This window comes from Mycobacterium sp. 23, from assembly GCF_048287075.1.
In the GTDB taxonomy this organism is placed as follows: Bacteria; Actinomycetota; Actinomycetes; order Mycobacteriales; family Mycobacteriaceae; genus Mycobacterium; species Mycobacterium gordonae_B.
In genome coordinates, this window is sequence record NZ_JBLVUX010000005.1 from 1,617,388 (window position 1) to 1,630,972 (window position 13,585).

Sequence of the window (13,585 nt, forward strand, 5' to 3'; positions counted from 1 at the left end):
CCTACAGTTGAGCGCGTCTCTGTCGGTGGGAAGGATTCGGATGGCCAGCGACCGGCTCGACCGGCAGTCACCGTGGTCGCGACTGCGGACGGCGTTGTCGCCCGCAGAGTGGGGGCGGCTGGGCCTGATGCTGGCGGTGATCGCGGCGCTGCATCTGGTGGGATGGCTGACCCTGATCCTGGTGGTGGAGCCGGCGCATCTGAGTGTGGGCCACAAGGCTTTCGGCGTGGGCATCGGACTCACCGCGTACACCCTGGGGCTGCGGCACGCGTTCGACGCCGACCACATCGCCGCCATCGACAACACCACCCGCAAGCTGATGAGCGAGGGCCAGCGTCCCCTGGCCGTCGGATTTTTCTTCTCCCTCGGCCACTCTTCGGTGGTGTTCACCCTCGCGCTGCTGCTGGCAGCCGGGTTGCGCGCCGTCGTCGGCCCCGTCGAGGACGACTCGTCGCGGCTGCACTTCTATACCGGGCTGATCGGAACCAGCGTCTCGGGCGGGTTCCTGTACTTGATCGCCCTGATGAACATCGTGGTGCTGCTCGGGATCGTGCGGGTGTTCCGGGGCCTGCGCCACGGCGAGTTCGATGAGGCGGAGCTCGAACAACAACTGGACAATCGCGGCCTGATCAACCGATTCCTCGGACGCCTCACCAAGTCGATCACCAAGTCCTGGCACATGTACCCGCTCGGGCTGCTGTTCGGTCTGGGCTTCGACACCGCCACCGAGATCGCGCTGTTGGTGCTGGCGGGCACCAGCGCGGCGTCCGGGCTGCCCTGGTACGCCATCCTGTGCCTCCCGGTGCTGTTCACCGCCGGCATGTGTCTGCTGGACACGATCGACGGCTCCTTCATGAACTTCGCATACGGCTGGGCGTTCTCCAACCCGGTACGCAAGATCTACTACAACCTCACCGTCACCGGCTTGTCGGTGGCGGTGGCGCTGCTGATCGGCACCGTGGAGCTGCTGGGGCTGTTCGCCGGTCGTCTCGGCTGGCGCGGTGGCCTGTGGGACTGGATCGCCGGCCTGGACCTGAACACGGTGGGTTTCGTCGTCGTCGGGATGTTCGTCCTGACCTGGGCCGTCGCGCTGTTGGTGTGGCGTTACGGACGGATCGAAGAGAAGTGGGCCCCGGCGACGGAGCGCGTGGGCTAACTGGACCCGGCGCCGCCGCTGCCTGAGGTTCCACCCGTTCCGCCGGTGCCGCCGGTCGAGCCGGACGGACCGGTTCCCACGTTCCCGACACCACCGCTGCTACCCGCACTGCCGGACTTACCGCTGGATCCGACGCCACCGGTGCCGCCCGCACCGCCGCTACCACCCGTGCCGCCGGTGCCGCCGGCCTGTCCGCCGGTGCCGTCACCGGCGTCGCCGCCGATGCCACCCTTGCCGCCGGCGCCACCGGTCCCGCCGACGCCTGCCGTGTTCGCGCCGCCTACGCCGCCAAGTCCGCCGCCGCCACCGAGCCCGCCGTGGTAGCCGGTGCCGCCGCCGGCCGGGCCGTCTGCGCCCTGGCCACCGACGCCACCCTGGCCGCCCACGCCACCCGTTCCGGCGCTGTTGCCGGCGTGGGTGGTACGACCGCCGGTGCCGCCCTGACCGCCCTGACCACCGGTTCCCGCGGCGCCGGCGCCGCCGGCCGCGCCGGTGCCGCTGCCGGCCAGGCCGCCGGTGCCGCCGACTCCGCCGGTGCCGCCGGTCCCGCCCTTGCCGGCGACATTGTTGCCGTCGTCGGCATAACCGGTACCGCCCTGACCGCCCTGACCACCGGTACCCCCGGCGCCGCCGGCTCCGTTGGTGCCGCCGGTGGCGGCACTGCCGCCCTGACCGCCGGTGCCGCCGGCTCCGCCGGTGCCACCGGTGTCACCCGGACGTAACTGCGCGTTTCCGGTGCCGCCGACACCTCCGACGCCGCCGGTCCCGCCTTTGCCGCCGACGCCACCGTCTGCGCCACCTGTCGCCGCCCCGCCGGACCCACCGGTGCCGCCGGTGCCGCCGGTGCCGGCGATGGAGTCCCAATCGGCGTTGCCTCCGACGCCGCCGACGCCGCCCGCGCCGCCGTCACCTGCGACGTGGCCCGTGCCGGTCGCTGCACCGCCCGTGGCGCCGCTACCGCCTGCACCGCCGGCTCCGGCGTTCGCTCCTTGCCGGCCCTGGCCACCCTGACCACCGGTTCCGCCCGCACCGCCGTTGCCACCGTCGCCCGCGGCACCGGCCGACCCGCCGCCGCTGCCGGCCGCGCCGCCCGCGCCCGCGGCTCCGCCGGTCCCACCTTGGCCACCGGCTCCGGCCGTGGCGCCCGCCCCGGTCTGGCCGCCGCCCTTGCCGCCAGTTCCGCCGGTTCCACCGGTGCCGCCCTCGCCGCCGGCGCCGTTGGTGCCGCCGCCGACCCCCGCGCCCCCGGCACCACCCAGGCCGCCGGCACCACCGGTGCCGCCCTTTCCTCCGGTGCCGGCGCCGCTTCCGACGTTGAGCGAGAGGCCGTCGCCGCCCTGGCCACCCTGACCACCCGCACCACCGGTGCCGGCCACGCCGCCCACCTCGTCAGCCCCGCCGATGCCACCGGTGCCACCGACACCACCGGCGCCGGCTCCGGCGCCGGTGTCGGCGCCGCCCTGACCGCCCTGACCGCCCTGCCCGCCCTTGCCGACCGGGTCGCCGAATCTGGCGTTCAAGCCGCCGGTGCCGCCGGTGCCGCCCTTGCCACCGGTGCCGGCTGCACCGCCTTGCAGGCCGACGCCGCCCTGGCCTCCGGTACCACCGGTGCCGCCGTTGAGGTGATCCCCTGCGCTTCCGCCGGTTCCGCCCTGGCCGCCGGCGCCGCCGTCGCCTCCGGAGAAGTCGTTGGCACCGGTGCCGCCCTGTCCACCCGCACCTCCGGTGCCGCCGGTGTGCCTGCTCCCGGCTGCTCCGTCGCCGCCACGACCACCGGTGCCGCCGTCGCCGCCGTCACCACCGCCGGCGTAGTCGTTGGGGTTGGCGCCGGCAGTTCCGCCGGTACCGCCCTGGCCGCCCGTACCGGCGCCTCCTCGGACGTCGGCGCCACCCTGTCCTCCGGTGCCGCCCTTGCCGCCCGCACCCGCGCCGCTGCCCAGGTTTTCCCCGCCCTGGCCACCGGTACCGCCCTTGCCGCCGGTGCCGCCGCCGAGACCGGTGTCGATGCCGCCCTGACCGCCGATACCGCCCTGACCGCCGGTGCCGCTGCTGTACTCGCCGGTGCCACCGACCCCGCCGGTACCGCCCTGGCCGCCGGCGCCCGCTGCTCCGGCAGCACCGGTACCGGTACCCGCCGTCCCGCCGACACCACCGGTTCCTCCGCCGCCACCGAGACCGCCCCTGCCGCTGCCGTCTGCGGCGGTGCCCTGTCCGGCCGTGCCGCCCGTTCCGCCCTGACCACCCACGCCGCCGGCGCCGTTGGTGCCGCCGCTGACGGCGTTTCCACCCTGGCCACCGGCGCCGCCGACGCCGCCCTGGCCGCCAGTGGAGCCGAAGCCATTGCTTCTGCTGTTGTCAGCTCCGGTGCCGCCCTGGCCACCGGTTCCACCGGTGCCGCCCTGGCCGCCGGTGCCACTGCCGCTGAGGTCGGCGCCGCCGTTGCCGCCGGCGCCACCCGTGCCACCTAGCGCAGGGGTGGTGCCGGTCGCACCCTGCCCGCCCTGGCCGCCGGCGCCGCCGTCGCCGCCGATCATTCCGGCGGTGATGTTGGCGGCCCCGCTGGCGCCGGCGCCTCCACCACCGCCGGTTCCCGCGGCGCCGACGGTACCGCCGGTGCCTCCAGCGCCCACCGCGCCGCCGATACCGCCATTTCCGCCGTCACCGCCTCGACCGCCGTCACCGCCGCCCAGGCCGGTGTCGGCGGTACCCGAGCCGCCGACACCGCCTTGGCCGCCCGTGCCGCCGGCGCCGCCGTTGCCGTTGGTCCCGCTCAAACCGCCGGCGTTGCCACCCTGGCCGCCCTGACCGCCCTGACCGCCGGTGCTGCCGCTCTTGCCGGTGCCGGTCAGGCCGTCGGCACCGCTTCCGCCTGCGCCTCCGGCGCCGCCTGTGCCGCCGTCGCCGGCCGTCCCCGCGGCGGCGGCCACGCCGCCCTGTCCACCCTGACCGCCCTGGCCCCCGGTACCGGCGGCGCCGGAGTTGCCGGACAATCCGGCCCCGGCGCCGGCCGCTCCGGCCGTGCCACCGATCCCACCGGCCCCGCCGGCGCCGCCGTCGCCGGCGTCGTTGCTGCCGTCATCGGCGTATCCGGCACCGCCGGTGCCGCCCTGGCCGCCCGTGCCGCCCGCGCCGCCGTCACCGTTGTAGGCACCGCCCGCGCCGCCCTGGCCGCCGGTTCCACCCGCGCCGCCGCGCCCGCCCACCGAACCCGCGGTGCCTGGCGCCGTGCCTACCGTGCCGGCGCCGCCCTTCCCACCGGCGCCTCCGTCCCCTGCGGTACCGCCCGCGCCGCCGCCGCTCGCGTCGAGCCCGCCGGCACCGCCGGTACCACCGGCACCGCCGTTGCCGGCGCCGCCACCGATGTCGGCCGCACCCTGTCCGCCCTGGCCACCGTTGCCGCCCATGCCGGCGGTACTCAGGACGTGATTGTTGGTGCCGCCGACGCCACCGGTCCCGCCTTGGCCGCCGTCGCCACCCGCCCCCGCGACGCCGCCGCTGCCGCCGGTGCCGGCCGCCCCGCCGGTGCCACCAGTGCCGCCGCGCCCGCCGGTGCCACCGTTGTCGGCACCGACGCCGGTGTCCGGTCGGCCATTGGCGCCGGCACCGCCTTGACCCCCGGTGCCACCGGCCCCGCCGCTGCCGTTGCCGCCGCCGACGCCGGCGTTGCCGCCCGCACCGCCGACACCACCCGTGCCGCCGCTGTAGCCGTTACCGTTGCCGTCTCGTCCGGCAACGCCGCCGTCGCCGCCGCGCCCGCCCCGACCACCGTCGCCGGAAAGGCCCTTGCTACCTGCCGCTCCGGCGCCACTGCCGGCCGTGCCACCGGCGCCCGCGTCGCCGCCCCGGCCACCGGTACCGCCGGTGCCTCCGTCGCTGCCCGTCACGGTGGCACCGGTGCCACCCGCACCTCCGGTGCCGCCGCTGCCACCCCGGCCGCCGTCACCATTCACGCCACCCGCACCCGCCGCGCCGCCGTGACCGCCCGCGCCGCCGGTGCCGCCCGCATACCCGGCTTGCCCCGCGAGCGCGTTGGCGCCGCCGGTCCCACCATCGCCACCCTGACCACCGGCACCGCCGGTGCCCGCGCGACCCGCACTGCCCGCGGCGCCTGATCCGGTGCCGGCCGCCCCGCCGGCACCCGCGTCACCGCCTCTGCCACCGGCACCGCCGTCCTGACCGACAGTGCCCACACCCGCGGCGCCCGCAGCGCCGGCACCACCGCGGCCACCGTCACCACCCAGACCGCCACCGCCGTTCGTGCCGCCCACGCCGGCCGACCCGCCCTGACCGCCGGCGCCCCCGGCGCCACCGGCATACCCGGCCTGGCCCGCCGCGGTATTGGCGCCGCCGGACCCACCGTCGGCACCATCACCACCGGCACCGCCGGTGCCCGCGCGACCCGCACTGCCCGCCGCGCCCGCGCCGGTGCCGGCCGCCCCGCCGGCACCCGCGTCACCGCCTCTGCCACCGGCACCGCCGTCCTGACCGACAGTGCCCACACCCGCAACACCGTCAGCACCGGTACCACCGCGGCCACCGTCACCACCCAGACCGCCGCCGCCGTTGGTGCCGCCCACGCCGGCCGACCCACCTTGACCGCCCGCGCCCCCGGCGCCACCGGCATACCCGGCGCCGCCGGCGGTGCTGTTGGCAGCACCGGACCCACCGTCACCACCGTCACCACCGATGCCTCCGGTACCCGCCGCACCGGCCTGGGCCGCGGCACCCGCGCCGGTGCCCGCCGCGCCGCCGGCTCCGGCGTCGCCTCCCCGACCGCCGGCGCCGCCGGCCTGACCGACGGTTGCGGCCCCTGCCTTGCCGTCACCGCCGTGCCCGCCGGCGCCGCCGTCACCGCCCTGGCCGCCGGCACCGTTGGCGCCGCCCGAGACGCCCGAGCCGCCCTGACCGCCGGCACCTCCGGCGCCACCGCCATATCCGGTGCCCGCCGCCACGGCGTTGTCAGCGCCGGCCCCTCCGGTGCCGCCCGCACCTCCGGTGCCACCGGTGCCGGCACTGCCCGCGTGACCGGCGGTTCCGCCACCGCCGCTGCCACCGCCGACGCCCGCATCGCCACCCTTGCCGCCGGCGCCGCCGACCTGGCCGCTACTGCTGACGCCCGCGGCGCCGGTACCTCCCGTGCCGCCGGTACCGCCGTCACCGCCTTGGCCGCCGTTGCCGTTGCTGCCGGCCGAGTCGGCTCCGCCGGAATATCCGCCGGCGCCACCGCGTCCGGCGTTGCCGCCGCTCCCCCCGGCATGACCGCTGCCGGCCAGCGCGTCGGCACCGGTGCCGCCGCCACCACCCTTGCCGCCGGCGCCGCCGTCGCCACCGGTGCCGCCGTTGCCACCCGTGCCGGCGGAGCCGCCGGTGCCGCCGATACCGCCGGTGCCGCCCTGGCCACCGGCACCGGCCCCGTTGCCCGTATCGGTCGTGCCGGTGCCGCCCTTGCCACCGTCACCTGCCGCGCCGCCCGCTCCGCCATCGCCGTTGCGACCGGTCGGACCGCCGGCGTTGCCGCCGTCACCCCCCTGACCACCGTTAGCACCGTTGCCGCCGTTGTTGCCGGTGCCGGCGGCGCCGGCGCCGCCCGCGCTGGCATTGCCCCCGGCGCCGCCCTTGCCGCCGTCGCCGGCGATGCCGCCGGCGCCCTGGCCGGCACCGGCCGCACCGCCCCAGCCGCCGTTACCGCCGTCGCCGCCGAAGCGGCCGTTCTGGGACGCCCCGGCAGCCCCGCCGTCACCGCCGGACCCACCGGCGCCGCCGGTGCCGCCGTCCCCGTTCACGCCGCCTGCCGCGGCCGCGCCGCCTTGCCCGCCGGTACCACCGGCGCCGGCAGTGCCGCCACCGCCGGCCACGCCGGTCGGGCCGAGCGCGACGCCGCCCGTTCCACCGCCGCCACCGGCGCCACCCGTGCCGCCGCTACCGCCGGGACCAGCGGCACCGGCCGCCCCGCCGATACCTCCGACGCCACCAGTCGCACCAGCCCCGCCTTTGCCACCGAAGCCGCTGTAGCCGTCGGCGCCGACGAGCGACTGCCCGCCGGTACCGCCCTTGCCCGCCGCGCCCCCGGTGCCGCCGGCACCGGCGACTCCGCCGGGTGCACCCGCACCACCGGTGCCACCGGCACCACCGGCGCCGCTCGTACCGCCGATGCCGCCCTGACCGTTGTATCCGTTGGCGATGCCCCCCGCACCACCGTCACCTCCGGCACCTCCGGCACCTCCGGTTCCGGCGAGGTTGCCCGAGCCGTTGGCCGCTCCGCCGGCACCGCCGGCGCCACCTTTCCCGGCCGTCCCACCGGTGCCCGCGGCGCCGTTGTAGCCGCCGTCGCCGCCGGTGCCACCGCCGCCGCCGACGCCACCACTGCCGCCGGCACCAGCCGTTGCGCCGCTGCCGCCGGTGCCGGCCCAACCACCGCCTCCGCCGACACCGCCGTTACCGCCCAGGCCACCCGCACCGGCGGTGCCGCCGTCCACCGAGACACCCGAGCCACCGCGGCCTCCGGCGCCGCCGGACCCACCGTGACCCCCGCTGCCGTTGGCGCCGGTTGCGCCGCCTGCGTTGCCACCGTTTCCGCCCTTGCCGGCGTCGCCGCCGGCCCCACCGTTGTGGCCGGTACCGTCCAGGCCGGCGGACCCGGCACCGCCGTCGCCACCGATGCCACCTTGACCACCGTTGCCCGCGAGTCCACCGACTCCCCCGGTGCCGGCGGCCCCGCCGTCCCCGCCGAAGCCGCCGACGCCACCCATGCCGCCGCTGCGGGCGCCGATGCCGTTGTCGGGGATGCCCCTGGCGCCATTGCCGCCGCGGCCGCCGACGCCGCCGCTGCCGCCGTTGCCGTTGTGGGCGGTGGTTCCGCCGGCGTTGCCGCCAACACCGCCATCACCGCCGTCACCGGCATAACCGCCGTTGGCGCCGTAATAGTCGGCGGGGGCGCTGCCGCCGTCGGCGCCGTTTCCGCCGTTGCCCGCGTTGCCGCCGTCACCGCCGGTACCCGCGGCGCCGAGGCCGGCACCCGCCAGGCCGCCGTTGCCGCCGTTGCCGCCCTTGCCTCCGTAGCCCCCGTTCTCGGTGCCACCGGGTGTGCCTCCGTCGGCGCCGTCCGCGCCCGCACCACCCGTACCGCCGGCGCCGTTGATGCCACCGACGTCTGCCGCGCCGCCCTGGCCGCCTGCGCCGCCGGCCCCGCCGTCGCCGCCGTCCGCCGCCACGCCTGCGGGCGCCAATCCGCTGCCGCCGACACCGGCCTTGCCGCCGCCACCGCCTGCGCCCCCGGTGCCGCCGGTGCCCTGGGCACCAGCTGCTCCCCCGTCACCACCCAGACCGCCGGTTCCGCCGCTGCCGCCCTTCCCGGCATAGCCACCAAGGCCGTCTTCACCAGCGGTGACACTGCCGCCGGCGCCCCCGCTGCCGGCGGCTCCGCCCGTCCCGCCGACACCGCCGAGTCCGCCGTCGGCTCCGGTGCCGCCGGCGCCGCCGCGGCCGCCGTCCCCACCTGTGCCACCGATGCCGCCTTCGCCGACGAGTCCGCTCGAGATGCCACCGGCACCGGCCTGACCCCCGGCCCCACCGGCTCCGCCGCTCCCCGCGACACCGCTGGGCGAGGTGGCGGCCGCACCGGTGCCACCGGCGCCACCGGTACCCCCACCGCCGCCGTTGCCACCGATGCCGTTGTAGCCGCTGTCGGCGCCGGCGGCACCGTCACCAGCGTCGCCGCCGCGGCCTCCGTCGCCCGCGACACCACCCAGTCCGCCGGTGCCGGATGCCCCGCCGTCACCGCCGGCACCTCCGTCTCCGCCGCGACCGCCGTTGCCCGCATGGCGGTCGGTGGATGTCTGATTTGTGGCGCCGTCGCCGCCGCTGCCGCCAGCACCCCCGGCACCGCCGCTGCCGTTGGTCCCTCCGGCCGCCGCATTGCCGCCCTGACCCCCCACGCCGCCGTGGCCACCGGCGTAGCCCGCACCGCCTGCGGTGACGCCGTCGGCGCCCGCGCCACCCTTACCGCCCTGGCCGCCCGCACCGCCGTCTCCGGCGAGACCAGCGGTGCCCGCAGCACCCGCACCGGCACCGGCCGCGCCGCCCAGGCCCGCGTCACCCCCGCGGCCGCCGGCACCACCGACACCGCCGTCGCTGCCGAGCACCGTCGCGCCATCACCCCCGACGCCGCCGGCACCGCCGTTACCGCCCATACCGCCGGCGCCGTTGATGCCGCCCGCACCGGCCGAGCCGCCCTGACCGCCGTGTCCGCCGGCCCCGCCGCTGTATCCGGTGGCTCCAGCCGTGAGGTTCGCAGCGCCGGTGCCACCGGCGCCGCCCTGGCCGCCGACGCCACCGATCCCTGCGCCGCCCGCCGCGCCGCCGCCGTTGCCGAACCAGTTCGCAGTTCCCCCGGCACCACCGGCTCCGGCGCTGCCGCCATCGCCGCCGCTTCCACCGGCGACCCCCGGCCCGAAGCTCGTTCCGCCGAATCCTCCGGTGCCGCCGGCCCCGCCGACGCCTCCGGTGGCGCCGGAGCCCGCCGAGCCGAACAGCAGGGCATTGTTGGCGCCGCCCGCGCCTCCGGCACCACCGATGCCGCCGTTGCCCCCGCCGCCGGCGACGCCACTGCCCGTGTCACCCGTGACGCCGACTCCACCCGCACCTCCGGTACCGCCGACGCCCCCGGCACCGCCGTGGCCGAACAGCACCTGCATGTTGGCGCCGCCGGCTCCGCCCGCGCCGCCCGCACCGCCGGCCTGACCCGCAGCGCCGGCCGCACCCGCCCCACCGGCGCCGCCGGCCCCGCCGCTGAAGCCACCGAGCATTCCACTGGCGCCTCCAGCGCCGCCGGCGCCACCGGCTCCGCCCGCGGTGACCGCCGCCCCGCCCGCCCCGCCATTTCCACCCCGGCCGAACAAGCCGGCCGATCCGCCCGCGCCGCCGTTAGCCCCGGCCGCCCCGGATCCGCCGTTGCCGCCGCTGCCCCACAACCATCCGCCGTCGCCGCCACGGCTCCCGGTGCCGGCCGCGCCGTCGGCGCCGTCGCCGATCAGCGCGCGTCCCGTGAGGAGCTCACTGGGTGCGTTGATCAGGTCCAGGGTGGCCTGCTCGATCTGCTGCAGCAGGTTTCCGTTCGCGGCCTCGGCGACGGCGTAGGTGCTGCCCCCAGACGCCAGAAGCTGGGCGAACCGCTCCCTGAACAGCTCCACCTCGACGCTCACCGCGCGGTACTGCTCAGCGTGGTCGGCGAACAGCGCCGCGATGGCCGCCGAGACCTCGTCCGCGGCCGCCGGCAGCAGATTCACCGTCGGGACGACCGCCTGGGCGTTCGCTGCGCCGAGGACCGAACCGATCCTCGACACGTCGTTCGCCGCCGCTGCCAATACGTCGGGTGCTGCAAACAGGAAGGACATGCCCGGGGCCCTCTCATTTGGTTGGCTGCTGGCGAATCGAACACGCGGAGTATATGAACGTGAGCCATTTCATTGCAGCAATTCACGCAAGAATGTAGCAATTCTTGGGATCGACCGCAATGCGAATCTTTTGGATCCACCGGCGGAAGGCTCGGCAGCATTTCCGCCGCATGCCCCGACCCGACACTTCTCTGAAACTTGTTGTCCCGCAGGCGAACTATCCCAGTCTAAACCAGGTCGGCCAGCTAACGGCGGTGCCCCGCCCACCGTCGGATCACCAGCACTAGGTCCACGTTTCTGGATCCGCAATGCGGCCACAGACGATGTCAGAGTTTCTGAATAATGTTCAGAAATTGTTGAATTTTCTTCAATTATCGGCAGGGGCGACGGTGCGGGTCGAGGAAGTTAAGCTAATCCTCCGGAAACGGTCATAAACCGTCATAAAGGCTGCTAATTTCTACCGCCGTCTGCACCGTTGCGGCAGGGCCACCCGGCTCGGCCGCGGACGTGCTGGTCAGGCGAGGACACGAAGGGCTGGGCATGGACTTTCCGCTGTTGGCACCGGAGATCAACTCCGCGCTCATCTACGGGGGCGCGGGGTCGGGCCCGTGGTTCGCCGTCGCAGAGGCCTGGGACGGGCTGGCGGCCGAACTCGGCGCGGCGGCGGCGTCGTTCGGGTCGACGACGTCGGGTCTGGTGGGCGGTGCGTGGCAGGGTGCGGCCGCTTCCGCGATGCTGGCCGCCGCCGCCCCCTACGCCGGCTGGTTGCAGGCTGCGGCGGCCGGAGCCGAGGGGGCCGCGACTCAGGTACGGGCCGCGGCGGAGGCGTTCGAGTCGGCGCTCACGAGTGCGGTACCCCCGGCACTGGTGGCGGCCAACCGTGCCCAGTTCGTGTCGTTGGTGACGTCGAACTGGTTCGGCCTCAATGCGCCGGCGATCGCGGCCGCCGAAGCGACCTACGAGCAGATGTGGGCGCAGAACGTCGCCACCATGTTCGGCTACTACTCCGGCGCCTCGTCGGTGGCCGCGGCGATTCCCTCGTTCGGGGCGCTGCCCGCGCTGCTCGACGACGCGGGCACCCTCGTCATCAATTTCGGTTTGGCGGATGTGGGTCGGTTCAATGTGGGTTGGGGGGATGTGGGTCAGTTCAATGTGGGTGGGGGGAATCTGGGGAATTTCAATGTGGGTAGCGGTAGTACCGGGGATTCGAATCTGGGTGGCGGGAATCTGGGGAGTCTGAATTTCGGGTGGGGCAATCTGGGGTCGTCGAATCTGGGTTTCGGGAACCTGGGCAGTGTGAACTTCGGCTCGGGGAACCTGGGCAGTCTGAATATCGGCAGCGGCAATGCGGGGAGTTTGAATTTCGGGTTCGCCAATACCGGAGACGGCAACATCGGGTTGGCCAATACCGGCAGCGGCAACATCGGGATCGGGTTGACCGGGGACAACAAGTTCGGCTTCGGCGGCTGGAACTCGGGCACCGCCAACACCGGGTTGTTCAACTCCGGCAGCGGCAACAACGGGTTCCTCAACGCCGGTAGCGGCAACACCGGCTGGCTGAACTCCGGGACCGGCAACTGGGGCTTCACCAACTCCGGCAACTACAACACCGGCTGGGCCAATTCCGGTGTGGCCAACTCGGGTTGGTGGAACTCGGGCAGCTTCAACACCGGCGGACACAACACCGGCGATCACAACACCGGCTTCGCCAACCCCGGCGACTACAACACCGGCAGCTTCAACGTCGGCAACACCAACACCGGCGACTACAACCCCGGCAACATCAACACCGGATACGCCAACACCGGCACCCTGAACACCGGCGCCTTCATCTCCGGAGACCGCAACAACGGCCTCTTCTGGCGCGGCAACGGCCAAGGCCTGATCACGCTGGATTACTCGGTCATCGAGACGACAATGTATAAGAATACATTTTTCGCCTCCTATAACTCGCCTAATTTCTACGAGGCACAACTTCAGGCCTACTACAACATGCCGTATACGGTGCAGACGACGGTGCATACGTTGTTCGCGGTGGGGGGTACGCCGGGTTTCGGGAATGTCACGACGTCGGAATCGTCAGGGTTTTTCAATACCGGGGCGGGGAATTCCTCGGGGTTCGGCAATTACGGGTCAGGCAGTTCGGGATTGTTCAACATCGCCTCCGGGGGCAGCGGGTTGAGCTCAGGGCTGGGCAACATCGGCGGGCTGCTCTCGGGGGCACTGAACACCGGAGTCGGCGTCTCGGGCATCTACAACGCGGGTCAGGGTGCCCTGGCGGTGGTCTCCGGGTTCGGCAACATCGGGGCCAACCTGTCCGGTATCGACATCTTCACCGCCCTGCCCCACAACATCGGCTTCGCTGATGTCGGGTTCTGGAACATCGGCAACGGCAACGTCGGCAACTTCAACTACGGCAATGGCAACCTGGGCAACTACGACGGCCTGGGCTTCTCCTTCCTCCCCCCTTCCTCAACCCCTTCTCCAGCAGCGGCAACACCGGCGACTTCCTCACCGGCGGCGGCAACACCGGCAACTGGGCCGTGGGCAGCGCCAACATCGGCCACAACAACGCCGGCAACGCCAACATCGGCTACCGCAACTACTTCGGCGACGCCAACATCGGCGCCTGGAACTTCTTCTCCAACGCCAACCAGGGCAGCTACAACATCTTGGCCACCGCCAACATCGGCGACCACAACTTCCTGTCCGTGGCCAACCTGGGCAGCGCCAACCCCCTGGGCATCGCCAACTGGGGCTCGGACAACTTCGGGCTGGCCAACCTGGGCAGCCTCAACCTGGGCTGGGCCAACAACGGCAGCTACAACATCGGCCTGGCCAACACCGGCGACTACAACTTCGGCCTGGCCAACACCGGCACCGGCAACATCGGCATCGGCCTGACCGGTGACCACCAGATCGGCATCGGCGGCCTGAACTCCGGCAGCGGCAACACCGGCCTGTTCAACTCCGGCACCAACAACACCGGCCTGTTCAACGCCGGCAACGCCAACGTCGGCCTACTCAACACCGGCGA

General features: G+C 74.7%; 3 protein-coding genes and 1 pseudogene. 3 read left to right on the top strand and 1 reads right to left on the bottom strand.

Annotated features, from left to right (window positions below; genetic code table 11):
* The first annotated feature begins 40 nt into the window (after positions 1 to 40).
* Positions 41 to 1,156 carry a HoxN/HupN/NixA family nickel/cobalt transporter gene (locus tag ACNQS7_RS08510; RefSeq protein WP_418012211.1) on the top strand — a complete coding sequence of 372 codons (1,116 nt, stop codon included), beginning with the start codon at positions 41 to 43 and terminating at the stop codon, positions 1,154 to 1,156.
* Here ACNQS7_RS08510 and ACNQS7_RS08515 read toward each other — a convergent pair.
* Positions 1,153 to 10,548 carry a PE family protein gene (locus tag ACNQS7_RS08515; RefSeq protein WP_418012212.1) on the bottom strand — a complete coding sequence of 3,132 codons (9,396 nt, stop codon included), beginning with the start codon at positions 10,546 to 10,548 and terminating at the stop codon, positions 1,153 to 1,155. The two genes, ACNQS7_RS08510 and ACNQS7_RS08515, sit on opposite strands and share 4 nt — an antisense overlap.
* A 540-nt stretch (positions 10,549 to 11,088) precedes the next feature.
* On the opposite strand from ACNQS7_RS08515, the gene ACNQS7_RS08520 reads away from it, so the two are divergent.
* Together ACNQS7_RS08520 and ACNQS7_RS08525 are read left to right on the top strand one after the other, a co-directional pair.
* A complete protein-coding gene (locus ACNQS7_RS08520; protein ID WP_418012213.1) occupies positions 11,089 to 13,452 on the top strand; it encodes a PPE family protein in 2,364 nt (787 codons plus the stop codon).
* Positions 13,341 to 13,571: pseudogene (locus tag ACNQS7_RS08525) on the top strand (hypothetical protein); the annotation flags it as partial. The gene ACNQS7_RS08520 and the pseudogene ACNQS7_RS08525, both read left to right, overlap by 112 nt.
* Positions 13,572 to 13,585 lie beyond the last annotated feature (14 nt).